Source organism: Streptomyces sp. NPDC050423 (assembly GCF_040655445.1).
Lineage (GTDB): Bacteria > Actinomycetota > Actinomycetes > Streptomycetales > Streptomycetaceae > Streptomyces.
This window is the reverse complement of record NZ_JBFAJY010000027.1, coordinates 61,458-87,247: the sequence shown is the minus strand read 5'-3', so window position 1 is coordinate 87,247 and position 25,790 is coordinate 61,458. Positions and strand designations below refer to the sequence as shown.

Below are 25,790 nucleotides of genomic sequence, written 5' to 3'. Positions count from 1 at the left end.
CAGTCGGTCGTTATTCGGGCAACGGCTCGGCATAGTGGCGGAACCCGTTGCGCTCGGTATGGAGGGCGTACAGGCGCAGGGCCAGGGCATCGGGGCTGCTGTGTTCGGCGTCGGGGCGGATCGCCCCGGGGATGATCAGCTGGGCAGCGTGGATGTTCTCCGGGGCGAGCACGTCGTGGAGCATTGCCGCGTAGGCGCTCGCGGCGGCGAACGCGATGGAGGTGCCGGCGACGTTCGGGTTGGGCCGCACCGCGCTGGAGCCGTTGACGAACAGCAGGGTGCCTCGGCCGAGTGCCCGCATCCCGGGCAGGACGGTGTTGACGCAGGTGAGAGGGCCCTTGACGGAGAAGGCCAGCGGTGCGTCGAGGTCGTCGGCGCTCGTGTCGAGGACCGGCTTCATGAAGTCGGCGCGGGGCACGGGGCTGTACTGGGCGATCTCGATCGGCCCGAGGGCCTCGGTGGCCGCCTGCAGGGCCGTGGTGAGGGTGGCGGGGTCGAGGACGTCGGCGGTGAAGCTGCGGGCCTGGATACCGTCCCGACCGAGTTCGGATGCCAGATCGTCCAGGTGCTCGGCGTTGCGGGCGATGAGCGCGACGCTGTGGCCTGCGGCGCCGAAGCGGCGGGCGGCGGCGAGCCCCAGGCCGGGGCCGGCCCCGATGAGAGCAAACGTGGTCACGGTGAGTCCTTCGCGAGGGTGTCCCGGGGCTGGGCGGCAGTCGTGCCCGGCTCCGGAGTCCGGACATGGTGGTTCAGGGCTTGAGGAGGGCCTTGATGGCGCGGCGTTCGTCCATCGCCTTGTAGCCCTCGGCGACCTGGTCCAGAGGCAGAGTGAGGTCGAAGACCTTGCCCGGGTCGATGCGCCCCGCCTGGACGAGGCCGATGAGGTCGGGCAGGTAGCGGCGTACGGGGGCGGGTCCGCCGCGCAGGCCGACGTGGGAGAAGAACAGCTCCTGCCCGTCGGTGGCCACGTCGTGGGGGACGCCGACGAAGCCGACGTTGCCGCCCGGCCGCGCCGAGTGCAGGGCCTGCTGCATGGACTCGGCGGTGCCAACGCACTCCAGGACACTGTCGGCGCCGATGCCGCCGGTCAGCTCCTTGATCTGCGCCACGCCCTCCACGCCGCGCTCGGCGACGATGTCGGTGGCGCCGAACTCGCGGGCCAGCTTCTGCCGGCTCTCGTGGCGGGACATGGCGATGATCTGTTCCGCGCCCATCTCCTTGGCGGCGATCACCGCGCACAGGCCGACCGCGCCGTCCCCGACCACCACGGCGGTCGAGCCGGGCTTCACCTCGGCCGCGTCCGCGGCCCACCAGCCGGTTCCCATGACGTCGGAGACGGCCAGCAGGCTGGGCCACAGCTCCTCGCCCGGGACGTGGTCGGTGGCGACCAGGGTGCCCTGGGCGTTGGGGATGCGCACGTAGTCGGCCTGGCAGGTGGACATGAATTCGCGGTGCAGGCAGCTGGACTGGAAGCCGTTCCTGCAGTTCGCGCAGGTGTTGTCCGAGGTGGCGAACGAGCCGATCACGAACTGACCCGGCCTGACCGAGGTGACGCCGGAGCCAACCTCCTCGACGAAGCCGACGTACTCGTGCCCCATCGGGTGGGGAGCGTCTGTGGGCTCGGTGCCACGGTAGGACCACAGGTCCGAGCCGCACACACATGTCACCGCCGTGCGGATGATCGCGTCGGTCGGATTGAGGATCTTCGGGTCCTCCAGCGTCTCGAAGCGGATGTCGCCGGGGGCGTAGATCATTGCGCCGCGCATGAGAGGGGTTCCTTTGCGTACCGGGGCGACATACCGGGGGTTGGCGGCCGTCGCCGTGTGGAGTTCCAGGTGGCGTCGTGTCCGGTCGGCTCACGCCGGGCGAAAAGCACCACGCCATCCAGGTAACCCGCTCTTGGCGCGCCCAGCGAGGCACGGTCAAGGGGTGTACTGCCGGTACATCCCTCCCGCCGTGTGCGGGACGTACCGTCGAAGGCGTGGACAACCAAGCAGAGGTCCGCGAGTTCCTGACCTCGCGGCGAGCGAAGATCACCCCCGAACGGGCGGGTCTGCCCTCCGGCAGCCGGCGCCGGGTGCCCGGCCTGCGCAGGAGTGAGGTCGCCGCGTTGGCCGACATGAGCGTGGAGTACTACTCCAAACTGGAACGCGGCAACCTCGCCGGTGCCTCCCCGGCCGTCCTGGAAGCACTCGCCCGTGCCCTCCAGCTCGACGATGCCGAACGCGCCCACCTGCTCAACCTCGCCCACGCGGCGGACGGCTCCGACGCGCTCACACGCCCCCGGCGGCGTACCCCCCAGTGGAAGGCGCACCGCAGCCTGCAATGGGTCCTGGACGCCGTCACCGCGGGCCCGGCCTTCGTCCGCAACGGCCGCATGGACCTGCTCGCCACCAACCAGCTTGCCCGCGCCTTCTACGACGACATCTACGCCACGCCCCACGACCAGGCCAACCTGGCCCGGTTCAACTTCCTGGACCCCGCATCCCGCCGCTTCTACCCCGACTGGGACCAGGCTGCCGACGTCGCCGTGTCGATTCTGCGCACCGAGGCCGGCCGCAACCCCCACGACAAGGGCCTGCACGACCTCGTCGGCGAGCTGTCCACTCGCAGTGACGACTTCCGCACCCGCTGGGGCGCCCACAACGTCCGACACCATGGCACCGGCACCAAACGCTTCCACCACCAGGCCGTCGGCGAACTCACGCTCGCCTACGAAGGACTTGAGATGGCCGCCGAACCCGGCCTCACCCTCACCATCTACACCGCCGAACCCGGCTCACCCTCCGAAGAGGGGCTGCGCCTCCTCGCCTCCTGGGCCGCCACCCGAGACGCCGACGCAACGGAACCTTCCGGAACGAGCTGAACCTGGAATTCTGCGGGTGTGTGAAGGCAGTTGCCCTTCGGCACCGAAGTGGGTTCGTGTGCCGATTGCTGACCCGCGCGCCGTCAGTCGATACCGACATGCGACACCCCCAGCCTGCTCACTCCTTATGACTCGATTCACTCCCAGAGAACCGAAACAGCTGGGTTCGTTGCCGAACGCCCGATTGGATGACAGAGGACGTCTGTCCCGGGTCAGAGACTCGTCCCCGGCCTCGCCCAGGCCCGGCACCTGGACGTCGGCGCCCCTCGAACTCGGTGGCGAGGTGAGGCAGGACAGCCACCGGCACAGTGCCGGGCCTCTAGTCACCTCGCGTGATGTGCGGCGGCACCGCCCCGAGGGCGAGCGGTTCCGTCCGTCCCGAATACCCTCTCGGCCGTTTCGATTACCTCTTGTACCGATCATGGGAGGGGGCGCTGGTGGCCGAGCTGATGTTGTTCCGGCGGGACGCGAACGGGCAGGACATCGATAGCGACAGGGCGAGTTCACGTTCGGGCAGGCGGCCGGGCAGCCACGGGGACGGGAATTCGGGGGGCGCGAGGGCGTGATCTCCATCGTCGAGCGCAACTGCGAGCAGGCGCGTCGGATGGCCGAGCGCCTCACTCGCGATGTCGACGGTGTACAGGTCCTCAACGACATCGTCCTCAACCAGGTGCTCGTGCGCTTCCCAGGTGGCGACGACGCCAACCGTGCGATCATCGCCGAGGTGCAGCGCGATGGCACGTGCTGGCTCGGGGGCACGCAGTGGCAGGGCGAGCACGTCATGCGCGTCTCGTTCTCGAACTGGTCCACGACCAGCGACGACGTCGACCGCTCCGCCGGCGCGATCGCCGCCGCCGCGGCCCGCGTCGCCGCGTTCTGAGCTGCGGGGCCGCCAGACGTTCGACCACCGAGCCGCTGGGCCGCTGGGCCGCACAGAAGGTGCCTTACCTTAAGGGGGTGACCTCCGGTACGCCAGGACGTTCACCGACCCAGCTGAGGCGAGAGCCTCGGCCACGCGACGGGCGCGTGGGATGGGAGATGTAGGTGCCGGTACCCGGCCGCGCAGGCAGGATCTCGGTCTGTCGACCGATGTCGGCGGAATGATCGAATGCCGGCCGGGAGCCCGCTTCACCATGCTGCTGCGCCTGCCGCCCATGCCCGGCCACGACAGCCCGCGGATGAACAACGGCCCCGATCACCTTCGAGAAAGCCCTCCAACTCACACCAACTACGCTGGCACAAGCCGCATAACCCGTGTTCAGGATTCGGGGTCAAGGCCGTCGCACGGTTCATCGACGAACTGGACAAGACCTTCGCGCGCGTACGGCTGCCGCAGGACGGGGACCGGCTGAAGGCGGGCGAACGGGTCGACTTCTTCGGGGCCCACCTCGATCCCTCCGGTGTCGGGTACCTCGACCATCGGCTCGGCCGGCGCGAGGTCGACCGGCTCACGGTGAAACGAGGCTGGCTGGAGATCCATCGGCACGGCGACGGAAAGCCGTGGGCAAGCGGCGGACGAAGTCCTGCATGAACAGTGTGCTGGCACCTCGGCCGGGCTGCCAGTCGCTGCACCCGGAAGATCCGGTACAGGTGCCGACCGGGAGCGGTGCCCGGTCGGCACCCGTCGCAAGGACCTGGTGAGCGTCAGGCGAGGGTGATGACACTGCTGGCCGCGAGTTCGACGATGACCTCGGCCGTGTCCTCGACGGCGGTCTGCTCGTCCACCTCGTACTCTGCGGCAAGCAGACGGCCGATCTGGGCGACCGTGTTGCTTCCGTCGATCTGCTTCCAGATAAACGCGGCCGTCTCGGAAAGCTCGAAGGCCTGGGTGGGGCCGGCGATCATCATCTGCCCCCGGACATTGCGGACCCGGGCATCGAGCCTTCGGGTGGGGACCGATGCGTGGACGTTCTGCTGAGTGTCGGACATCAGACGGATACCTCCATGGATACGTGCTGGCAGAGGCGGAGTGCCTCCTCGACCCAGGCGCGGGGCGCCGAAGGGTCGAACGATTGCATCGTCTCGATCGCCCAGTACTGGTCGAAGGTGACGATCGTGGGGCCGGCGGTGCGGAAGCGCCGGGCCCGCCACTTCGCGTTCTGGCCGTACTCGCCCTCGAAGGCGAGCAGGGCGTCCATCGCGTAGCCGAAGGCGATCTTCACGGAGAGCACAGAGCTCTCCACGTCGCCTGCTTCGAGCTGGCCGACGACGTCCTGGGTGTAGGTGTCGACGCTGTTGAGGGCTCGGGCGACCATGACCGACCGCAGACCGGAGTCGGCCAGCTGCTTTTGACGGCTCCCGAGCCAGTCCGCCCCGGCGAGCGGATACGCGTAGGAAAGCCGCTCCAGGAAGTCCAGCTCGTCGGTGGACAGCCGGCGACCGACCTCCTGGGTCCCTTCCAGTACCGACCAGTCGACCTTGGAGATCACTTGCTGGATCTGATCGGTGCGCCAGTACTCGATGTCCCAGCGCCGGCCATCGACGTACTTGATCTCCACCGGGAGGGTGTCCGGCTCCAACGGCACCTGGACGTACACCGCCGTCTCGCTGCGGTAGTCCTCCTCCGTAATGACGTAGATGTCCACGTCGCTCAGTGCGTTTCCCCAGCCGCGGACCAGTGAGCCGCTGATGTAGACGCTGCGGCAGGCAGCCGGGAGAATCCCCAGCTCCTGCAACTGCTCCAGGGAGGCCAGCGAGGCCCCGGGCAGGTCGGTCATGGTGTTCCTCCTTCGTCGTGCTCCCGCTGGAGCTCGAAGACGATCGACGGCGCGTTGTTGACCACGTGCGCGACCAGTGCGGGCAGGATCGAGCCGGAAGCCACGGTGAGGCCCAGCAGCACGGCCGCGGCACTCACTTCGGTCACGGTCGCCCGTGCCGAGCCGCGCCGATTGGCGCCAGGTGCGATGTGGTGCCGGGCGACGAAGGCCGCGGCGGCGAGGAGTCCCAGCGGCCCGGCGGCGACTGCGGGGGCCGCCAGGTACGTCCCTCGGAACACCACCTCCTCTCCGGTCGGTGAAAGCAGGCTGGTCGTCACTCGGGCCAGCGCCTGCGGCCGGGGGGTCGGCCCGTACAGGAAGGCCAGATCGCCGGAGACCAGCGCGCGAAGGTTCATCCCGCCCAGCAGGACGAGCGCGATGCCCGCGGCGGCGCCCAGTGGGTACCACCACCACGCGGGCGAGTCGCCGAACCAGGACGGGCCGGACACGACAGCGAGGACAGCGGCCCCGACCGGCACCAGCATTCCGGCCGAGGTCTCGGCCCAGAAGCTCGGCCCGCTGCGCCGGCGGCGCGGCACCCGCCACGGCAGCCCGACGAGAACGGTCTCGACCCCTACGGCCACGCCTGCCCACCGGAGGGAACCCCCCTGGCCCCAGAGCGCTACCGCGTAGGCGAGCACGCAGGCAGCAGCCGCGGTTCGCCCGCCGTCCAGCCGCCACGCCTTCCAGTCGAATGTCGGATCCGGACCGGCCGGGTTCACCTGAGTCTGCTGATCGGTCGTCACCGTGCCACGTCCGCAGGCTCGCCGAGCTGGACCAGCCCGGCCAGGAGGGCCTCGTCGAGCGGCTCCTGGACGTCCTCCAGCGCGCAGTCGACTGCCGCGAGGATCTCCTTGAGTGACCGAACCCCGTCAACGGCCCGCAGCACGGCCAGCCAGGACGCCGACTCCTGAGGATCGACCAGGTACTCGATGGTCCCGTCGACCAGGATCAGCCACCCGCCGTCGAGCGCCGGGGCGTGAGCGAGTAGCACCTCCGGAGCGAGGGCCACAACCAGATCCGGATCGATGTCGGTGCCCGGCGCGGCGCTGAACCTGGCGGCGAGCTGGTCCGCCGACGCGTCCCAGTCCTCGACCGGCAGCGCCGTCGGGACGGTGTGCGAGTGCTGGGCGGGAGGGGCCGGCAGATCCGTGGTCATGGTTTCCAGCAGGCCGAGGTTGACCAGCCTGAGCAGGAAGTCGACGTGTGCTGATTCGGAGTCCGCCTCCAGGCGCCGCAGTGTGGCGCGGGCCGCGTCCGCGGAGATATATGTCCGCGCGCCGGGGGCCGCCAGTGCCTCTTCCAGGAGCGCGTCCCCGTTATGGGCGAGCATGGAGACCATGGTGGTGAAGGCGTGGCGGCGACCCTCCCCGTAGAAGAAGGGCACCTTGGGCCGGGCCGCCAGGACCGGGTCCATCAGATCTGCCACGGCCAGGCGCAGGATGCGCTTGTCGAGCAGCAGCGCCGGGCGGCGGTCCCGGGGGATGGTGGCGAGCAGATCGACCAGCCGGTGGTCGAGGAACGGGACCCGGGTTTCGATTCCGCTGCCGGATGCGGTGCGGTCCTCGTGCCAGCAGTTGTACTGCTGTAGGTCGCGGTATTTGCTGGAGGTGTACGCCGCGTACGGGTCGTCGAGTGCGTGGCGGCCGTCGGCGGTCAGGGCGCGGTCGGAGAGGAGGGGGAGGTCGGAATGCTCCCACCAGGCGGCGAGTTCCGGACGGTCGATCAGTGCGCGGCGCCGGGCCATCTGCCGAAGGCTCTCCTCGTGGTCTGCCCAGTCCCCGCCGCCCAGCCCGACCGAATAGCCGCCATTGAACTCGTCGCTGCCCTGGCCCACCAGGACGACCTTGAGGTCCGGGCGGGCGGCGCGGGCGTAGCGGTGCAGGCCCGCTTTGTAGAACTGCTCCGGACCGCACAGCGGCGTTTCCAGCAGCCAGAGCAGTTGCTTCCACTCCTCGGCGGTGGGGATGTCCTGCGTGCCGAAGAGCACCTGGTGGTTGGTGAGTCCCAGCGAGGCGGCTGCCCGGTGGGCGTGCTCGGCGTCGCCGTTGATGAGGGTGCTCCCGCTGAGGACGGTGAACGTCTGCAACGAGGCCGTGCGTGCGGCTAGTGCGGCGACCGCTACGGAGTCGATTCCGCCGCTCAGGAACAGGCCCACCTCGGCGTCGGCCGTCATGTGCTCGGCGACCGACGAGGCCAGCAACTCGCGGTAGGCGGCGGCGAACTCGTCGTCGGAGGCGTCTGAGTCGCCGCCCGGGGTCGGGAGTTGCCAGTATCGGTGGGTGCGGGTGCGTCCGTTCGCCGACTCGATCTCCAGGACGGTGCCGGCCGGGACCTGCTCAATGCCCTGGAACCAGCTGGTCGGTGGCGCGCCGGAGAGAGTAGGGGTGGCCGAGAGCATCGGATCGGCGAGAGCCGCGGCCCAGTCGATTCCGCGCGGAGTGCGGGGATCGGAGAAGAGCGCCTTGACCTCGGAGCCGAAGACGATCCGGGTTCCGTCGCGGTGGAGGTAGAGCGGCTTGATACCGAAGCGGTCCCGTCCCAGGAGCAGGGTGCCGCGGGTGCGGTCCCAGAGGGCGAAGGCGAACATCCCGCGAACCTCAGCCAGGAAGTCCAAGCCGCGGGCCTGGTAGAGGTGCAGCAGCACCTCGCAGTCGGATCCGGTGCGCGGTCGGACGCCGGGAAGACCTGCCAGCAGTTCCCGGTGGTTGTAGATCTCGCCGTTGGCGATCAGCACGAGTGAGCCGTCCGGGCTGGTCAACGGCTGGGCACCACCGGCTGGGTCGATCACCGACAACCGGCGGAACGCCAGCCCGACCGGGCCGTCCAGCAGGAGCTGTTCGTCGTCGGGCCCCCGGTGGGCGATGGCGGCGGCCATCTTGAGCAGAGTGCCCCGGGTCTCCGGCGGTAGGGCTGTCCCGCTGGTGCTGATGACACCGGCCAGGCCGCACATGATGATGACCTCTCTCCGAGCTTGCTGGGCTGATGCTTTGGGGTCGAACCGGCTTCCCGCGGACGGTTCAGGAGGGTCTGGCCGCTTCGGCGTCGGCCCGGGTGACCGTGCGCAGTGGCGTGAGTCCGGCGGCCAGGAAGACGAGCAGACCGCCGACCGACCCGATCACCAGAGCCAGCTTCGGGGAGGCGGCGCTCGCCAGCGCCCCGCCGGCCAGGGCACCGAGGGTGGCCCCGCTCCAGGCAGTGGTGCGCAGGGCGCTGCGCAGTCGGCCGAGCATTTCGGGCGGGGTGCGGCTCTGGCGCAGCGAGGTCGCGGTGGTGTTGTACACAACGATGCCCATCCCGGTGAACGTGCCGCCGATTCCCGCCAGCAGCCCGGCCACCCAGCCGTCGCCCCAAGGCAGCAGAAGCCCGCCGAACAGGCAGGCGGTGGGAAAGGCCCACAGGGCGGTGGCGGGGGATCGGTCCGCGAGCCGACCGGTGAGTGCGGCGCCGATCACGCCGCCGATTCCGGAGACCGCGAAGACGATGCTGACCCCGGTGGTGCCCAGGCCCGCCTCGTGGACCAGGTGCGGGACGAGGACGGCCGTCGTACCGGTGGCGAAGAAGTTGTAGCTCGCGGAGACGCCGGCCAGGATCAGCAGCAGCTTCTCGCCCTTCAGGAAGCGCAGGCCTTCGAGGATGTCCAGTCGGATCGGGCGCCGGGAAGTACCGGGCTCCGCCGTGCGGCGGGCCTCGGGTACGGGGACCAGGAAGGCGCCCAGCGCGCTGGCGAGATAGCTGACCGCGTCGACGGCCATCGCGTACGGCGCTGTGAGCACCCCGATCAGCACGCTGGCGACGGTCGGGCCGGCGACCTGGGCCACCGAGTCGGTGCCGTTCAGGCGGGCGTTGCCCCAGTTCAGTTGGGAGCGGTCCAGGACGAGCGGGACGAACGCGAAGAGTGCCAGGTCGAAGAACATGGTCAGGGCGGACACCCCGAACGCGACGGCTACAAGCAGGCCGAGCGAAAGCAGATGCAGGGCCGCCGCAATGGGGATCAGCGCGACCAGTACGCACCTCAGCAGACTCGATGCGATCAGGATCGGGCGCCGTCGCCAGCGGTCGACCCAGGCTCCGGCGTGCAGCCCGAAACCGAGGTAGCAAAACCCCTCCGCGGCGGTCAGCAGGCCGACCTGCCAGGCGGGGGCGTGGAGCACGACCACGGCGATCAGGGGCAGCGCGACATGGCTGATCCGGGTGCCGAAGGCGCTCGCCGCCTCGCCCGCCCACAGCCGGTTGAAGTACCGCTTGGCACGCCGCGACACGTCATCGACGTCGGGTTCGGAGCCTTCTTCTGTGGTGGCGGTCATGCGCGCGATTCTCCGGAGGGAAGCTGGTGGCGGTCGTGTTCGGCCTGCTCGACGAGGCCGACCAGCTCGGCGACGATCCTTGGCACGGGACGGGTGGAGTCGAGGGTCGGCCAGTGGTTGCGTTCTGTCCAGCGGTCCAGGTGATCCGAGATCGAGCGTTGGTGGGTGAGGAACGAGTCCTCGGTGCAGGCCGGGTCCATCCCGCACTCGTAGGGGACGAGGTCGCCCTGCTTGCGCTGCCAGGCCGTGGCGAGGTCAAGGCCGAGCCGTACGGTCAGATCTGCCGTCGGGACTCCCGCGACCAGGGCTTCGACCCATTCCGGGTCCAGTCCGTAGGCGATCTCGCTGGCGGCGTGCTTCATCCAGTAGCCGTCGACGACCACGATTTCCCCGGGCTCCTCACGGGCGCCTTCCAACGCCATGGCCATCGACCAGATGAGAAACAGCAGGCGGGAGGTTCCGGGCATGTCGGCGATACAGGTACGAATATCTCTGATGTCATGGCTCAGGAATCGTGCTGCCGGATACCGGGAATCGGCCACAATATCCCACCGATCGACCGTGCGGGCCCGGTACCCGCGCGTGTTCAGCGCGGCGACGAATGCGCGGGTGACGGTCGATTTACCGACCCCGTCGGTGCCGGTGAGTGCCAGCAGCACGGATTTTCCTTTCGGGCGGCGGCTGCCGGGTCGCCACGCCGTGGCGACGGCGGCCCGGCAGCCTTGTGTCACGCGACGTGCGAGAGAACGGAACCGAAGCTGACCTTCTTGACCTGCGGCTTGATGTACTTCTTCATTTTTCTTCACCTCCTCCCAGGTGGATTCCCCGCTTGATTCAGAATGGCGGATAAGTTGAGATGATCTGCCATTGAATCTGCGGACGTCAATCATTCTTGCAGACCGACATTGCAGCGCGTCAATAGCTTTCATCGTGCGACCGCATACGGAGATGAACCCGTTTTCGGGAATGCCAAAATAACGGGCCGACACCCAGGGTGATGCGAAGGAAATATGTGTGGATTCAGCGGGTGAAAGCCATGGCGTCACGTTCCAGAATTGCCGGGAAGAGGACATCTTGGACGTGCTGGTAATCCGCCGGGAAGTCGCATTCGGAGAAGAGTAGGGAGCCGGGTAGCTGGGCAGCCGGCAGCCGCCCCAGCGTGAAGAGGTACTGCCAGACCTCCTCGTGCTCGGAGAGCCGACCGCCGAAGCCGTAGGGGCGGATAGCCGGGGGCTCGCCGACGATCCACCGGGTCACGTCGGCTGCCGAGACGGTGCCTGCGGCATCCAGCAGGATCAGGCCGAGGCTCTCGCCGAGCAGTTCGAGGTCGCGTGTCATACCGCTGTTGAGACCCTTGCCGATCAGGACGGGTTCGTCGACCGACCGCCCGTAGACCCGCACTTCCTCCCCGTCGCCGTTCACTCGGTCGATGGTCAGCAGCTGGGACCCGTCGAGTGCCCTGACGTGGTCCATCAGCAGGCGTTCGTAGACCACGTCCGCGTCCGTCACCAGCGTCCGGGCGCCGTGCGGGCGCCAGCGCAGCAGGGACTGCAGGCCCGCGAGCATGCTGACACTGGATCCCGTGCGCTCCTGGCCGGGGTCGATCACGACCAGTTCGACGAGGTCGTCCGCAAGGGCCTCGAAGGCCGCCCGGTTGGCGGAGCCGACCACCAGGAAGACCCGCTCGGTACCGATGGCCCGGAAGAATTCCAGATTGCGGCTCAGGAAGGTCGGCCCGGCCGGGTCGTCCGGCCGGAGCGGGAGCAGCGCTTTCGGGCCTGTCACGGCCCCCATCCGGCGGTTCTCACCGGCGGCGAGCACGACGACGCTTTCGATCACGACAGCACCCCTTCGGGTCGGGAAACGGGGGGACGAGGGTGCGAGCGGAGGTGATGTGCGCGGAATCCGGACCGGAAGCCTTTGAGCCAGACCAGCACATCGCGCATCACATGGTGGTTCTGGTCCGGTCGCAGGGCACCGAGTTGGAAGAACATCGCGCCTTCGGACGGCGGACCGAGCGCCGTGATCCGCCGCTCCACCGTTCCGTCGGCCCGGACCGGGTGGAACTCCGGCGTCAGGTCGATCCCGCCGGGCTCGAAGCTGCTGCCGTCGGCCGAGGTGTTGCGCCAGATCCTGACCAGCCCGCGGTCGAGCAGGCTCCGATAGAGCGGCAGGACGTCCCTGCGAGGGTCGAAGGCGTGGACCCGGGCGTCCACCAGAGTGTCCACCAGCCGCGAGGCGCCCGTGCGCGGTCCGGACACCAGGAACTGTCCGGAGCTCTCGTCGGGCGTCACCCTGGCGTCCGGGCCGGTGCCGATGTCCAGCAGACCGTGCCGGACCAGGGCGAGGATCTTCTCCATCACCTCGCGGGCGGCGCCGTTGGCCAACTTGTTGTGGTGGCGCATGTAGCGCTCCAGGAACAACCGGTGCGACCGCGCCGTGAGACCTGCGTCGTCGACGGCGTGGCCCAGGACCTGGCGCAGGTCGCGCCAGACACCGTCCGCCGCAGCCTTCGCGGGGTTGTCGAGATTCCCCTGCGCGGCCCACAGGTGGTCCACCGCCATGAACTCCTCGAACCGCCGCCGGTACTCCTCGGGGGTGGCAAACGTGGACGCGCCCAGCGGGTCGGTGAGCCACGCCCAGTCGAAGCGGTTGCCCCGCACGCTCTCCTCCAGCCGCCAGGGCGAGCGCAGGCCGGCCGACACGGAAGGCAGCTCGTCGGGGTCGCTGAGCGTGGCGAGCACCTGCCGCCGGCCCTCGGGACCGAAGACGACCTGCGCCCAGCGGGCCAGCGCCTCCTCCAGCGGCCAGTCAACATCCGCCTGTGTCTCACCGGTTGTGGTGGAACCGGAGAGGATCTTCTCCAACAGCGCGGTCAGCTCGTCGACCGCGGACTCCAACGGGGCCAGCAGGTCGTTGCGTCCGCCGTCCAGGAACGACCGGTAGTCGGGCGCCACCCGCTCGGTGAGGACAGCCGCCGTGCCGGGCCCGAAGAGCGTTGCGTAGTGCAGATGCGCCATCTCCAGCAGCACCAGCGGGAGGACATCCGGCTCGAAGTCGAGCTGGCGTCCGACCGTGCCGCCCGCGCGGGGAACGGGCGTGCCGACCGTCTCACGCAGCCGGTCCAGCGCCTCGACGGTCAAAAAGACACCCCGGTGCTCCAGCCGCGCCAGGTCCTGCTCCTTGTCGTTGTACGGCCGGGCGTAGGTGAACACTCCCGTCGGGCCGAACGCGACGATGACGGCCGGCTCGGCGCCGCTCGACCGGTAGGCCAGGGTGCCGTCGGGCCCTTGCTCGAAGCGTCCACCGCGTCCCTCGGTGAGGTGCAGGATCTCGTCGATGGCGGTGAGGCCCATGCCGGCGCAGGCCACCACCCGGTCCGGCCCCGAAACGGCCTCGGGCAGAGCCTGGTCCAGGGGGTAGGCGTACGGGATGTAGTGGGCGCCGGTGCGGCGGGCGAAGTCGGTGAACTCGGCCGGAGCGCCGCCGCTCGTCGGGTCCGTGTGCGAGTGGCCGGTGAGCAGCAGGACCTCGTCGCAGTCGTACTCCCCGCCGTCCGCGGTCCTGAGTCGCAGCGCCTGTCCCTGCTCGGCCACGTCCACTACCTCGGTGGCGTGCAGCTCCACCACAGCGCCGGGGCGGCTTCGCAGGTCGGCGACGAAGGCCGCGAAACGGTCGCTCAGTGCCAGGCCGTGGACGTACCTCTTGGGCCAGTCGGCAGGCCGGAGGTCGAAGTCCGGATGCCCGGTCTCAGCGAACCTCTGCCGGCACCACTCGTAGAGGGTCGGCCGCTCGCTGAGTGGCCGCAACGGGCCCGCGTCGGGGACACTCTCGTCGGCTGCGAACCCGATCTGAGCCGTGATCCGGTTCAGGAAACTGGTGGTCGGCTGGGACCAACTGTGCACCCGTCCGGCTCCGAACTCCCCACCCCGGTCGAAGACATGAACCTCCAGCCTGCAGTCTGCCGAGGTCTCGGCGGCAGCCGAGAGCCGCTCCATGACGTAGGTCGCGCTGGGCCCGGCGCCGACCAGGGCCAGACGGTACGGCCCAGCTGCGCAGTCCCCCGGGTCGCCTGCCGCCCCTGCGGCCCGACCTGGCGTAGACGTGGCCAATGGTCACCCCTCTGCTGCGATGGACGTGTTCCGCTCGGCGGAGCACACCGGTGAAAGCGGACCGCCCCCGTCGACCGGTCCGGTGTCAGGCTCTCAGCCGGGTACCCGGCCGCCCACGTCGATGATGGTGGCGGTGATGGCGGAGGCCGATCCCACACAGATCCGTGCCATCCGCTCCTTGTGCTCGCGGTACTTGCGCTCCCAGGCCACCGGGTCGCGCTCGTAGATGCTGCGGTTGTAGCGCGTCAGGAAGTCCTCGACGAGCTCTTCCAAACGCGCTGCCTCGATGCTGGTGAGCCGCAGCGTGGAGCGGGCCGTGTCGATGTGCAACGCGCCCTCGTAGGTGATGGTCCCGTTGCTGACCGCCCGTTCGAAAAGCTCGGACCCCGGGATCGCCTGCGCGATGAAGACGTTGATGGAGTGGAAGGGGAGCTGCTCGACGTACTCGAAGCCCTCCTCGATCTGCGCCTCGGTCTCGCCCGGCATGCCGACCACCAGGGTGCCGTGCATCAGCACACCCAGGTTATCCAGGTAGGCCATCAGGTCCGGCACCTTGGTCAGGTCCACGGGCTTGCGGTGCTGCTCCTTGAGTGTCTCGGCGCTGCCACTGTCGAGGGAAAGGGTGATCTGGTAGAGCCCGGACGCCACCATGCGGTCGACCAGTGGGGCGCTCAGGGTGTTCACCATGATGCCGTTGGGGGTGCACCAAGGCAGTTGGAGAGCCGTCATCCTCTCGAAGAGCTCGGTGGCACGCTTGCGGTCGAAGGTCAGGTTGTCGTCGGCGAACTGCACCTCGTCCACGCCGAAGGCGTCCTTGTAGTGCTGGATTTCAGCGATCACGCTGTCGACCGACCGGGCGATGTACTTCTTCGAGAAGTTCGTGCTGGCGCAGAACGTGCAGCCCACCGGGCAGCCGCGGGAGGTGTAGAGCTGCATCACGCGTTTGCCCCGCGGGTACGGAGAGAACGGCACGTTGTGGGCGAAGTACCGCTCCATCGGGACCTTGTGGTACGCGGGGAAGGGCAGCGCGTCGAGATCGGTGACGCGCGCGAACTGCGGGTTCGCGAAGACCTTGCCTTCGTGCCAGCCGGCCAGGCCGTCGGCGCTGATGTCGATCTTCCCGTCGGCGAGGTTGCGCAGGAAGTCGCCGAGCCGGATCTCGCCCTCGCCTCGCAGCACGTAGTCGATGAACGGCGTGCCGTCCGCAACCGCGTCCTGAAGGAACCTCCGGGCGTAGATGCTGGCGTGCAGACCGCCGGCGATAACCATCGTCTGCGGCCGGACCTCCTTGACGATCTGCGCGTACCGGTAGAGGTTTTGCAGGTCGGAGGAGTAGATCATGGTGAAGCCGACGACCTCGAAGTCGTTCTCGGCGATGTACGCGCGAAACCGTTCCTCGGACATCCCGAGGTTCCAGACGCCTTCGGCGACCGGGGTCTCCTCGTCGATCCCCTCGACGATGCAGTCCAGGATGGAGATGTCGATCCCCTCCTGCTCCAGCGCACCGGCGATGTAGCACAGGCCCAGCGGTGGGACGACACGCTTCACCGCGCCCTCGTACACGCACATCGGTGGCAGCACCAGCAGCGTGCGGGGAGTCCGGCCGAGCGGCTCGCGGACGTCGATCAGCCGGGCGTCCGGGCGGGGCTTGCGGACTCTCGCCGTCTCGTCCTTCTCCGCCAGGTAGAGGCGCAGCGCACTGTCCTGCGGAAGGTGGTCGTCCAGCTTGTTCTGACGGACCCGTAGATCCTGGTCGGCGTTCGGCTCGGTCACTTGCCCTCCCGATCGGCTGTCACGTGCTCGGTCCGTTCGACGGTGGTGCCCAGAAAACGGCCCAGCGCGGCGAGGAAGCCCTCGATGTCCTGCTCGGTCATCCGACCCATCGTGGACAGCCGGAAGAAGTCGCGCGCCAACTGCTCCTGGGCTGCGTAGATCACGAAGCCCTCGGCCCGCAGGGCCCGGTGGAGTTCCGGGTAGCCGACGCCCTGCGGGAGGCGGACGGCGGTCAGGCCCAGCGATCTGTGTTCGGGGGGCAGAAGCAGGCGCAGGCCGAGATCCTCCAGGCCCTGCCGGAGCCGCTCGGCGAGCGCCTGGTAACGCTTCCCGCGGGCAGCCACCCCCTCCGCCAGCATGAGCTCCAGCGCGGCGTCGAAAGCGTAGAAGGCGGGCACCCCCGGGGTGAAGGCCGGTGCCTGGGCGTGCTCCTGGGCGGTGTAGTGCCGGTGGAGGTCCAGCGAGTAGGTCCGGCGCGGCTCGGGGCCGAGTGCGGCGAAGGCGTCGTGCCGTGCGCAGACGAAACCCAGGCCGGGCATCCCCTCAAGGTTCTTGTTGGCTGATCCGGCGACCCAGTCGAGGCCGTCGCCGACGATGTCGAGCGGCTCGGCACCGATGCTGCTGACCGCGTCAACGATCACCTTCCGGCCGTACCGGTGCGCCACCCGGGCGACTGCCGCGATGTCGTTCAGCATGCCGGTGCTGGTCTCGTGGTGCACCACCGTGACGAATCCGAGCGACGTGTCGGCGGCCAGTGCCGCTTCCACGGAAGCGAGGTCGATCGGGACGCCCCAGCCGAGCTCCAGGTGGTGGACCGTGATTTTGTGGATCACGGCGATGTCGTGCATCCGGCGGCCGTAGTGGCCGTTGTCGATGGCGAGCACGCCGCTGTCCGCCGGAGGGACGGACGCGATCAGTGCCTCGACAGCGGAGGTACCGGACCCCGTCAGAACGACGCTGGTGAACTCCTCGGTACCGCCGCACACTTGGGTGACCCGGGTGCGAACGCGGCCCATCAGCTCGGCGAACTCGCTCTCGCGGTGGCACAGGTCGGGCCCGCCCAGGGCGGCGCGGACGCGCTCGTCCACGAGTACCGGGCCGGGGTTCATGAGTACCAGGCGCTGTGCCGCGGGGCCTGTGGGCGATGTCATGACGAAACCGCCTTCCGAAATCTGGACGCCACCTCGGGCGGGGTGAGAGCGGGCCGGCCGAGTGCCGGGTCGGATCCGGGTCGGATGCGAACGCGGATCAGATGCGGGCCCGCCTGCGCGGCGCCGCGGGTCACCGCGTCGCGCAGCTGCGCGGCCTGGTTCACGTCGGCGGTCGTGCGGTAGCCGCAGGCCTTGGCAACCGCGCAGAAATCCAGCCCGCCGGAGACCGTGGGTTGGCCGCCGGTGGACTCGTACGCGGCGTTGTCGAGCACGATGTGCAGCAGGTTGCCGGGAGCCTGGTGGCCGATGGTGGCCATCGCCTCCAGGCGCATCAACGCCGCGCCGTCGCCGTCCAGCACGACGACCTCGCGGTCGGGGGCGTTCAGGGCGACCCCGAGACCGATACTGGCGGCGCATCCCATCGAGCCGACCACGTACAGATTGCCCGGCCGGTCCCGGTCCCGTTCCAGCTCGCGGGCCGTCTTTCCGGTGGTTGCCACGAGCAGCGCGTCCTGGCCCACCGAGTCGACGGTCAGGCCGATCGTCTCGGCCCGCGACATCAGACGCGGGTCCGACGCCGGAGCGGGCCCCGCCGCCCGGTGCGGCGCGAGGGCTCCTTTGGGCACGATGAAGGCGTACGGGCTGCCCGTGCGGTCCATGTGCCCGGTGGCTCGGTCGAGTGCCGGCCCCAGCTCCGCCGCATCGGCGGGAAACATCTCGTGGCCGATCTCCATCGCGGAGAGCAGGCCGGGGGTGATCCGGCCCATCAGCTGGTGCTGGGGTTCGTCCGGAAGGCCGGGTTCGCCGCGCCAGGTCACCAGCAGGAGCACCGGAAGCCGCAGAGTCTGGCAGAGCGAGGTGAGGGGGTTGACCGCGTTGCCGAGGCCCGAGTTCTGCATGATGACCACCGGCCGTCGGCCCGCCAGGCGGGCGCCCGCCGCGATGGCCACCGCCTCGCCCTCGTTGGCCGCGGTGAGGTAACTGTCGGGGTGGTGCGCCTGGAGGACGCTGATCAGCGGTCCGAGGAAGGAACAGGGAACACCCGCGAACGGGCCGAACCCGGTGTCGAGCATGGTCCGGGCCACGGCGGCACTGTCGAGCGAGCCACGCGTCTTCGTGGTGCTCACCGCGTCTGTCCGGTGAGCAGCAGCTCGGCCCGCCGCACGTCCTCTTCGTTCCTGAGCTCGGCCCAGCCGGAGGCAATCTCGACGGCGTCGACCGTCCAGCCCGCGTTGATCAGGTCGGACAGGAGCACCGCCAGGCCGGGCTCTCCGTCGGCCTCGGCGAGCCGCTTCTCGGCGGCCTCGCGCAGGGCCGCCCAGCCCTTGTCCGAGAAGGCGGCGATCCCGGTGAACTCGCCGTCGCCGGGACCGGTACCGAATCCGGTGACGCTGTTGCTGCGGGTCCCCTTGAGCCGCCGACCCAGCACGGCCCCTGCTGCCATCGTCACCGATGTCCGGCTGTCCCCGGGGTCACCGGACGCGGCGGAGACGTCGATCAACACCGCGATGTCGCGCCCGTCGGCGACGAGTTGGAGCAGCGGCTCCGGATCGAACAACAGGTCGGGGGCGGCTACGAGGGTATGGCCGTGGAAGTCCGGCGCGGCGCTCAGAACCACCTCCGCAGTGGCTGGCGCTTCCAGCCCTGGTGTGTGGACCACGGTGACGCCTGCGGGATGGATGTCCTCGCCGTCGCGGCCAGTGACAACGGTGATGTTGTCGATGCCGGCGCGCCGGAGAGATCCACACTGGAGTTCGGTGATGCTGCGGCCGTCGACGTCGGATCCGCCGGGCAGGTCGCTTCCAGTGGCCAAAACGGCTCGCAGGCGACGGCCTGCCCTGCTGAGGAAGCGCTCCTCCGCCTGCTGTAGCGCGGCCATCCCCTGGAGATCGAAGACGGTGGCAAGCGGGGCGATGCGTGTCTCGATACCGCTGGTGCGGCCGTCTCGCAAGATGGCCTCGAATGTCTCGCTCACTGCCGTGATCGAGGCCCGCAGGCCGTGGTTCGCGTAGATCACCAGCTTCGCACCGGCTGCGGAAAGCTCCTCAGCGGTGATGGTGTGATAGGTGGTCGGGACAACAACGACAGGCAGTCGCTGCTGCCATTGGCGCAGGAACTCCAGGACAGGTTCCGCGGATTCACCCTTCGCGTGGATGAGGACCGCGTCCGCGCCGGCCTCGGCGTACGCCTCTGCCCTGCGCAGCGCTTCGTCCAGACCCCAGCCGGCCACCAGGGCCTCGACCCGGGCGATCACCATCAGGTCCGGTCTCACTTGGGCGCTCTTGGCTGCGGCGATCTTGCCGGCGAACTCGGTGATCGGCGCCAGCTCCTGGCGGCCGGGTATGAAGCTGTTCATCTTGGGGAACCGCTTGTCCTCGATCGAGACCGCAGCGATCCCGGCTGCCTCGTACCGCCGGATCATGTGCATCACATTGTTCGCGTTGCCGTAGCCGGCGTCGCAGTCGGCAACCACCGGGACGGCCACAGCGGCGGCCATCGACCTTGCCACTTCGAGGAGTTCGGTCATGGTGAGGATGTCCGCGTCAGGCAGAGCGTGCGAGGCGGACACCTCCAGACCGCTCGACCAGACGCCGTCGAACCCGGCGCGCTCGGCGAGCCGTGCGCCGAGCGCGTTGTGCGCCCCCACGATCCTCACCGGACCGGGACGTTCGAACAGTGCCCGGAGCTGGGCGGCCCCGCCGACCCGGTGCCCCGGCGTCTGGGCAAGGACGTTTTCGGCACGCATCGCTGTAGGACCCCCGGGACCTCAGTCAGTCGACGAATCCCGGAGCCGGCGCCCGGGTGGTGTTGAGACTGCCCCGACGCCATTGTCATGGGCGAGGCGGGACCGGAGCCTTAGCGGCCGGTGCCACTCTCAGCAGTTAAGCACAGGATTCTGGCCGTACGACCGATGATCACGACTTGACCGAAAAGCATCCAAGCGCCCTCCACGCGCCCGTGACCAGGCATTTTGGCAGCCTTTGCGGATCACCCCTGAACAGCGATCTATCATACATGTCATGGACATGTCAGTTTACCGTCCGAACACCCAACCCTGATTGGCTTCATGTGCAGACATGTCCGCGATGATGGACTCCGGACTGGTGAAACCTACCGACGAGATTCAGCCAGTTGTGGCATCAACTGCACTGCTGGACACGTGATATGACCGGGGCGGTTCCAGTTCGGACCGGTAGCGTGGCCGTCGTGAGCGAGAAGACACGCAACCAGTTCAGGGCGCTCCAGGTCTTCGCGGACCTGGAGCCGTCGGGTTTCACCATCGAGGACCTGCCGGCCAATCCGCTGCAGGCGCTGGAGGAGTGGATCCTCTCGGCAGCCGAGGCCGGGCAGGCTGAGCCCCACGCCATGACCCTGTGCACCGTCGACGCCGACGGGACGCCGTCCAGCCGGGTGCTGCTCTGCAAGGACATCGACGACGAGCGGCTCTACTTCGCCACCCACTCGGACAGCCGCAAGGGCCAGGAGATCGCCCGGAATCCGCGCGTCGCCGTCCAGTTCCACTGGCCGACGGTGGGCCGCCAACTGCGCATTGTCGGGGACGCCGAGGCGACCGGGCGAACCGACAGCCGACGGGACTTCGCCGAGCGCGGTCGCGGCTCGCGGCTCTCCGCGCACCTGCACAGGCCCACCCCGCCGGCAGACCGGGACGAGGTCCTGGCCGAGTACGCACGGCTGTCCGCGTCGTACCCCGACGAGGTGCCCTACTTGCCGAGTTGGACCCTCTACGGCATCCGGCCGGACGAACTGGAGTTCTGGGAAGCCAGCCCGGACCGCATCCACACCCGGGTGAACTATCGGCGCGAAGCGGGCGACTGGCAGACCGAGTACCTCTGGCCGTGACGGACCGGGCCGCAACGCCACAGCGCCGCAACGTCCTTCTGATCGTCGCGGACCAGCTCCGCGCCGACGCGTTGGGCTGCTACGGCGCCCCCCACGCGCGTACCCCGCACCTGGACGCACTGGCCGCCAGAGGTACGCGCTTCGAGCGGCACTACTCCGTGACCGCGCCGTGCGGGCCCGCCCGCGCGTCCCTGCTCACCGGTGTCTACCAATCGGTCCACGGTGTGCTGAGCAACCGCACCCGCGCCGACGACACGCGGCCGAACCTGGCGACCGCACTTGCCCCGGCCAGCATTGCTTCCCATGTCGTCGGCTACACCGACACCGTAGCCGAGGGGGCAGCGGGCGACGCCGAGACCGTCCCCAGGGGATTCAACTGGCATACCAGGTTCAATCTCAACCGCGCAGGGCTGCGCTCATGGCTCGACCAACTGGCCTCACACGGACACCTGGTGCCCGACGATCCGATGGACGTGCTGCTCCCCGCACCGGGCAGCCGCAACCTCGCCCGTTACCCGGCCGAGCTCAGCGACACCGCCTTCGTTGCCGACCGCACCATTGCCTGCATGACCGGACTGCAGGACCAACCCTGGCTCATCCTGGCGACGTTCCTGCGCCCGCACCCGCCCTGGGTGGCACCGTTCCCCTACGATCGGCTGCACGACCCGGCCGATATGGCGGCCCCGCTCCGGGCAGCGAGCCCGGCGGAGGAGGGCAGACGCCATCCCTTCCTGCGCCACTGGGTCGGGCGTGACGTACCGGACACCGCGCCCGCAGACCTGACCGCGGAGGCCATCGCCGCGCACCGGGCGACCTACTTCGGTCTGGTGAGCGAGGTCGACCATCACGTCGGACGGATCCTCGCCGCCCTGGAGAACCTCGGCCGAGCGCACGACACTCTCGTCGTGGTCACCGCCGACCACGGCGACACGCTCGGCGATCACTGGAGCCTCGGGACGGGAGGCTTCCGGGACACCGCCTACCGGGTGCCGCTGATCGTCGCCGCCCCCGACCGACGGGCCGCCGCGACAGTGACCGCTCCCACAGAATCGGTGGACGTCGCGCCGACCGTACTCGACTGGGCTCGGGCGCCGGCACTGCCGTGGAGCAGCGGGCACTCGCTTCTTCCGCTCCTGTCCGACCCGGCGGGGCGCACGCCATGGCCCCGATCCGAGATCGTCCACGAATTCGACTTCCGCGACCCGGTGGGCCACGTTCCGGAACGGATGATGAGCCTCAGCCCACAGGAGTGCAACCTCGCGGTCCTGCGCGGACCGCGCTTCACCTACGTGCACTTCCCGGCACAACGCCCCCTGCTTTTCGACCAGTTGACGGACCCAGGGGAAAGCCGGAACCTCGCCGAACTACCGCAGTACGGGCAGGTGCTGGCCGACTGCGCCCGCCGCCTGCTGGACCGTCGGATGCGGCACGGCGACCAGGCGCGTGCAGATCTTGTCGCCACGCGCGCACCGGCCGCCGGCAATGGCCCCGCCCCGAGTCCTCCCAGGAGAGTCACATGACCCCGACCACCGTCGACCCGTCGGACCTGCCGACTTTCCTGATCCTCAAGATCGGCGGAGGGCTGTTCTCCGTCAAGAGTCGCGACCACGACATCGACCACGACGCCGTCGCTGGTTACGCCCGGCAGGTCGCGGACCTGGCCGCGGCGGCGCCCGGCCGAATGGTGCTGGTCTCGGGTGGCGGGTCCTACGGCCATGGAGCGGTGCGTCACCTGGATCCGGAGGATCCATGGGCAGCCCTCCCGCTCACCGGTGCCAACGCCGAGTTGCGCTGGATCTGGACCACAGCCCTCCACCGGGCCGGCGCACTGGCATTCCCCGTCCAACTGGCCGCCGCTGCCGTACTGGAGGAGGGCGGCGCGGTCGTCGGCGTCGGCAGCCTCCAACGCCTCCTGGCCACCGGAGCACTGCCCGTACTCACCGGCGACTGCCTTCCCCACCCTGACGGCTCCTTGCGCGTAGTCGGCAGCGACCACGTGCCGTCCGCGCTGCTCGGGCTGTCGGCGGGCCCGGTCCGGGTCGCCATGCTCACCGACGTGGACGGTGTGCTCGACGACGGGCGGACCATCCCGTGGATCGATCCACGCGCGACCGGGCCCGCTCGCGAGGCCCTGCGGGTGGCGCCCGACTGGGACACCACCGGGGCGATGGCCGGCAAGCTCGACGCCGTCCTCGACTGCGCCCGGCGCGGTGCCGAGTGCCTGATCCTGCGCGGTGACCCGGATCAGCCCGATCTGCGGCACCTGCTCCGCCCGGTGTCCAACTGGCCCGCAGAGCTCCGGCACACCCGGATCGCCGACAGCGAGCCGACGACCGGGCAGCTGGTGGACACGGTGCCCGCTTGACGACGCCGCGCCGTCTTCGGTGGACGAGTCCAGCGTGACCAACGGGAGACCACGACCACACTCGAGAACCGGCCGGACACCGCACTCCTCGTCATCGACGTGCAGAACGACGTCGTCGAAGGGGCCTACGAGCGCGACTCGGTCGTCGCGAACATCGGCAGCCTTGTCGCGAAGGCACGGCGGGAACGAGTCCCCGTTGTCCGGGTCCAGCACTCGGACGAGGGGCTCGCGAAGGACAGCGACGGCTGGCGGATCGTTCCTGAGCTGACTCCGGGCGACGCCGAGACGCTCGTCGAGAAGAGCTACGGCGACTCCTTCGAGGACACCACCCTCGGGACCGCGCTGGCGGGCCCCGGAGTCGGGCGACTTGTTGTCGTCGGAGCCTGACACCGCTCGCCCACGGGTGCGAGGGGCCGGCCGGCCCCTCGCACCCGTACGGGCCGGTTCAGCCCAGCCGTAAGTGGTGCAGCATCATGAGCCCGGCCGCCATGCCCGCGGCCGGCACCTCACCGCGGGCGATCATGTCGGGCACCAGCTTGAGCGGTATCCACTCGCGGCGCGAGGACTCGAAGGCGTCGCAGGGGTCACCGGTCCAGTCGGCCCGCTCGCCCCAGTAGAAGTGGTGCCGGGCGTCGGTGAGCCCGTTCGACGGTTCCACGGTCAGCAGCGGGCGCAGCTCTCCGGGGCGCCAGCCGGTCTCCTCCTCCATCTCCCGGGCGGCCGCCTCGGCGATGCCCTCACCGTCCTCGACCACGCCCGCGGCGAGTTCCCAGCCCCAGCTGTCGGTGATGAACCGGTGCCGCCAGAGCAGCAGGACCTCGTTCGCCTCGTTGACGACGGTGGCGGCGGCGACGGGGCGGAGCCGGATGACGTAGTGGTCGAGGTGGTCACCGTCGGGAAGGACCACATCCGCCAGATTGACCCGGAACCAGCGATTCTCGTACACAGTTTGTTCGTTCAGGTTCGTCCACTGCACAGTTCTGCCACCTTCTGACTAGTAGGTGGCCATATCGCAGCAGACCTGCGCTCACAGCGGTACGCGCAGCGATCCGTCGATGAGCTCCGCGGCCCGTTCCGCTTCGGTGCTGCCGCTCGCGACCAGGTGCTCGCGCACCGACCGCATACGGTCGCGCAGCCGTTGCGACTCCATGCCCCTGGCCCGCTCCGCCATCTCGGCGGCCGTGACCGCCGCCCGGTCGGCCTCGCCCTGCCGCAGCTCGATCGTGGTCAGCATGGCCAGCCGGTGGACCCGGCCCCGGTCGTGCGCGGGCGTGCGCACCGCGGCCGCCGCATGCTCCCTGGCCGACGGGAGGTCCCCGAGGCCGAGCAGCGCCTCCGCCACCTGGACGTTGACCAGGCCCGGCTGGACGTACCCCGTCTCGTCCGGCTCCTGGCCCGGCCGGATGCGCTCGGCCTCGGACTCGGCGCGCCGGATCGACTTCAGTGCGCTGCTCCCGTCGCCGAGATGGGCATACGCCTTGGCCTGCATCGCGTGCAGATCCGCCGCGAGCGCGGGCGTGATGTCGCGTCCGGCGGCCCGCAGCGCCGCCTCGGCGAACGCGACGGACTGCCGGTAGTCGGCCAGGAACAGCGACTGGTTGACCAGCAGCGCGATCACATAGCCGCCCAGCCCCCGGTCCCCGCTCGCCTTGGCCAGGCGCAGCGCCTGGTGGAAGTAGCGCTGGGCGAGCCCGTGCGCGTCGGAGTCGTAGGCGCAGATGCCCGCCACGGCCACCAGCCCGCCCGTCGCACGGTGCAGTTGACGCCCCAACGCGTCGCTGTAGCCGCCCCGCAGCAGCGGAGCGGTCTCCGCGTTGAGGAAGCCGACGATGCGCGAACGCGTCGCGATACCGCCCGCCTTGCGGTACATCAGTTCGTAGTGGGCGCGGGCGGCGCGCAGTGTCGCTATGTCGGCCATGCTGACCCGGGTCGGGCCGGCGCGGGACACATCCGCGTCCTCCGGCGGGTTCTCCCACTCCCACACGGGCATCACCGCGGTGGTCCCGGTGACGGCCGGGGCGGCGACGACGTGCGGGCGCTGCTGTTCGTCGGAGCGCCACAACGCGGTGGCCCGTTCCACGAATCCGGTGAGCGAGCAGCCCTGCGCGGGCGGCCGGCCGCCGTGTCCCGCCATGCCGATGTCGTCGAGCGAGACGGCCCTGCGCAGGCGGTTGCCGAGCACTTCGCAGATCAGGTCGGGCACCTGGCCGCGCGGGCGCTGGCCCTTCACCCAGCGGGCGACGGCGGTGTGTTCGTACCGCAGGCACAGCCCCCGGCCGCGGCCGGCCTGGTTGACGTGCGCGGCGAGCCCGGCCCGGGAGACACCCGCCTCGTCGATCAGAGCCTCTAGCAGAGTGTTGGGCTCCATTGCCCCCATTGCCCCTCCGGTGGGTCGGCACGCCAGGACGTGTCGCCCCAGTGGAGCACGATTCACACGGGGTGTGAACGGAATGCCCGAACCGTCCCGCTGCGCACGCTGTCGCACCGGTCGGTGACTCGCTTGACTGGGTCCCTCGCAAGAGGCGGCCGGGTCGTCTGCTCCCCCTCGTACAGCACGACGACCCGCACCCGCGCCGTCCGCTCTGCCGACCTGCCCGAC

22 protein-coding genes and 1 pseudogene are annotated in these 25,790 nt (G+C 69.6%); 6 read left to right on the top strand and 17 right to left on the bottom strand.

From position 1 onward, the window contains the following. Window positions 1-10 precede the first annotated feature (10 nt). Together AB0I52_RS20780 and AB0I52_RS20775 are read right to left on the bottom strand one after the other, a co-directional pair. The gene (locus AB0I52_RS20780) at window positions 11-676 is read right to left on the bottom strand and encodes an SDR family NAD(P)-dependent oxidoreductase (protein WP_363074584.1); all 666 of its coding nucleotides are present in this window, start codon (window positions 674-676) and stop codon (window positions 11-13) included. A gap of 73 nt (window positions 677-749) precedes the next feature. Beyond that, a complete protein-coding gene (locus AB0I52_RS20775; protein ID WP_363074582.1) occupies window positions 750-1,766 on the bottom strand; it encodes a zinc-dependent alcohol dehydrogenase family protein in 1,017 nt (338 codons plus the stop codon). Between the two features lie 215 nt (window positions 1,767-1,981). Here AB0I52_RS20775 and AB0I52_RS20770 point away from each other — a divergent pair, with 215 nt between their 5' ends. After that, entirely contained in the window at window positions 1,982-2,866 is an 885-nt protein-coding gene (locus tag AB0I52_RS20770; RefSeq protein WP_363074581.1) for a helix-turn-helix transcriptional regulator, read from the top strand. A 562-nt stretch (window positions 2,867-3,428) separates the two neighbouring features. Next, entirely contained in the window at window positions 3,429-3,746 is a 318-nt protein-coding gene (locus tag AB0I52_RS20765; RefSeq protein WP_363074579.1) for a hypothetical protein, read from the top strand. Window positions 3,747-4,124: 378 nt separating this feature from the next. Here AB0I52_RS20765 and AB0I52_RS20760 read toward each other — a convergent pair whose 3' ends face one another. From AB0I52_RS20760 to AB0I52_RS20700, 13 genes are all read right to left on the bottom strand, one after another. After that, on the bottom strand, window positions 4,125-4,352 hold the full coding sequence (locus AB0I52_RS20760; protein ID WP_363074577.1) for a hypothetical protein: 228 nt from the start codon (window positions 4,350-4,352) through the stop codon (window positions 4,125-4,127). Window positions 4,353-4,510: 158 nt separating this feature from the next. Continuing rightward, entirely contained in the window at window positions 4,511-4,795 is a 285-nt protein-coding gene (locus AB0I52_RS20755) for a PqqD family protein (protein WP_306052019.1), read from the bottom strand. After that, entirely contained in the window at window positions 4,795-5,583 is a 789-nt protein-coding gene (locus AB0I52_RS20750; protein ID WP_363074575.1) for a hypothetical protein, read from the bottom strand. The genes AB0I52_RS20755 and AB0I52_RS20750 overlap by 1 nt, the downstream gene beginning before the upstream one ends. Beyond that, a complete protein-coding gene (locus tag AB0I52_RS20745; RefSeq protein ID WP_363074573.1) occupies window positions 5,580-6,368 on the bottom strand; it encodes a CPBP family glutamic-type intramembrane protease in 789 nt (262 codons plus the stop codon). Before AB0I52_RS20745 ends, AB0I52_RS20750 begins: the two co-directional genes overlap by 4 nt. Continuing rightward, window positions 6,365-8,575, bottom strand: coding sequence for an asparagine synthase (glutamine-hydrolyzing) (gene asnB, locus AB0I52_RS20740; RefSeq protein WP_363074571.1), 2,211 nt, complete (start codon window positions 8,573-8,575; stop codon window positions 6,365-6,367). The genes AB0I52_RS20745 and asnB overlap by 4 nt, the downstream gene beginning before the upstream one ends. 67 nt (window positions 8,576-8,642) lie before the next feature. After that, complete coding sequence (locus tag AB0I52_RS20735) at window positions 8,643-9,929, bottom strand: MFS transporter (RefSeq protein ID WP_363074569.1); 1,287 nt, start codon at window positions 9,927-9,929, stop codon at window positions 8,643-8,645. After that, window positions 9,926-10,588: a thymidylate kinase gene (locus tag AB0I52_RS20730; protein ID WP_363074567.1), complete on the bottom strand. Its 663-nt coding sequence runs from the start codon at window positions 10,586-10,588 to the stop codon at window positions 9,926-9,928. The genes AB0I52_RS20735 and AB0I52_RS20730 overlap by 4 nt, the downstream gene beginning before the upstream one ends. A gap of 361 nt (window positions 10,589-10,949) precedes the next feature. Continuing rightward, on the bottom strand, window positions 10,950-11,768 hold the full coding sequence (locus tag AB0I52_RS20725) for an Sden_1164 family protein (RefSeq protein WP_363074565.1): 819 nt from the start codon (window positions 11,766-11,768) through the stop codon (window positions 10,950-10,952). Continuing rightward, window positions 11,765-13,960: an FAD/NAD(P)-binding protein gene (locus AB0I52_RS20720; protein WP_363074626.1), complete on the bottom strand. Its 2,196-nt coding sequence runs from the start codon at window positions 13,958-13,960 to the stop codon at window positions 11,765-11,767. Before AB0I52_RS20720 ends, AB0I52_RS20725 begins: the two co-directional genes overlap by 4 nt. Window positions 13,961-14,134: 174 nt before the next feature. Continuing rightward, a complete protein-coding gene (locus AB0I52_RS20715; protein WP_363074563.1) occupies window positions 14,135-15,814 on the bottom strand; it encodes an Sden_1168 family B12-binding radical SAM P-methyltransferase in 1,680 nt (559 codons plus the stop codon). Then, window positions 15,811-16,965, bottom strand: a complete 1,155-nt coding sequence (locus tag AB0I52_RS20710) for an aminotransferase class V-fold PLP-dependent enzyme (protein ID WP_363074561.1) — start codon at window positions 16,963-16,965, stop codon at window positions 15,811-15,813. The genes AB0I52_RS20715 and AB0I52_RS20710 overlap by 4 nt, the downstream gene beginning before the upstream one ends. Then, complete coding sequence (gene aepY, locus AB0I52_RS20705; protein ID WP_363074559.1) at window positions 16,962-18,092, bottom strand: phosphonopyruvate decarboxylase; 1,131 nt, start codon at window positions 18,090-18,092, stop codon at window positions 16,962-16,964. Before aepY ends, AB0I52_RS20710 begins: the two co-directional genes overlap by 4 nt. Then, a complete protein-coding gene (locus AB0I52_RS20700; RefSeq protein ID WP_363074557.1) occupies window positions 18,089-19,711 on the bottom strand; it encodes an isocitrate lyase/phosphoenolpyruvate mutase family protein in 1,623 nt (540 codons plus the stop codon). Before AB0I52_RS20700 ends, aepY begins: the two co-directional genes overlap by 4 nt. 461 nt (window positions 19,712-20,172) lie before the next feature. Between AB0I52_RS20700 and AB0I52_RS20695 the strand changes: the two genes are divergently transcribed. From AB0I52_RS20695 to AB0I52_RS20680, 4 genes and pseudogenes are all read left to right on the top strand, one after another. Further along, window positions 20,173-20,826 carry a pyridoxal 5'-phosphate synthase gene (locus AB0I52_RS20695; RefSeq protein WP_363074555.1) on the top strand — a complete coding sequence of 218 codons (654 nt, stop codon included), beginning with the start codon at window positions 20,173-20,175 and terminating at the stop codon, window positions 20,824-20,826. Further along, entirely contained in the window at window positions 20,823-22,346 is a 1,524-nt protein-coding gene (locus tag AB0I52_RS20690; RefSeq protein ID WP_363074553.1) for a sulfatase-like hydrolase/transferase, read from the top strand. The genes AB0I52_RS20695 and AB0I52_RS20690 overlap by 4 nt, the downstream gene beginning before the upstream one ends. Beyond that, the gene (locus tag AB0I52_RS20685) at window positions 22,343-23,191 is read left to right on the top strand and encodes a hypothetical protein (protein WP_363074551.1); all 849 of its coding nucleotides are present in this window, start codon (window positions 22,343-22,345) and stop codon (window positions 23,189-23,191) included. Before AB0I52_RS20690 ends, AB0I52_RS20685 begins: the two co-directional genes overlap by 4 nt. 54 nt (window positions 23,192-23,245) lie before the next feature. Further along, window positions 23,246-23,575: pseudogene (locus tag AB0I52_RS20680) on the top strand (isochorismatase family protein); the annotation flags it as partial. Between the two features lie 61 nt (window positions 23,576-23,636). Here AB0I52_RS20680 and AB0I52_RS20675 read toward each other — a convergent pair. Continuing rightward, entirely contained in the window at window positions 23,637-24,167 is a 531-nt protein-coding gene (locus tag AB0I52_RS20675; RefSeq protein ID WP_363074550.1) for an NUDIX domain-containing protein, read from the bottom strand. Between the two features lie 51 nt (window positions 24,168-24,218). Continuing rightward, window positions 24,219-25,559: a transcriptional regulator gene (locus tag AB0I52_RS20670; protein WP_363074548.1), complete on the bottom strand. Its 1,341-nt coding sequence runs from the start codon at window positions 25,557-25,559 to the stop codon at window positions 24,219-24,221. Between the last annotated feature and the right edge of the window lie 231 nt (window positions 25,560-25,790).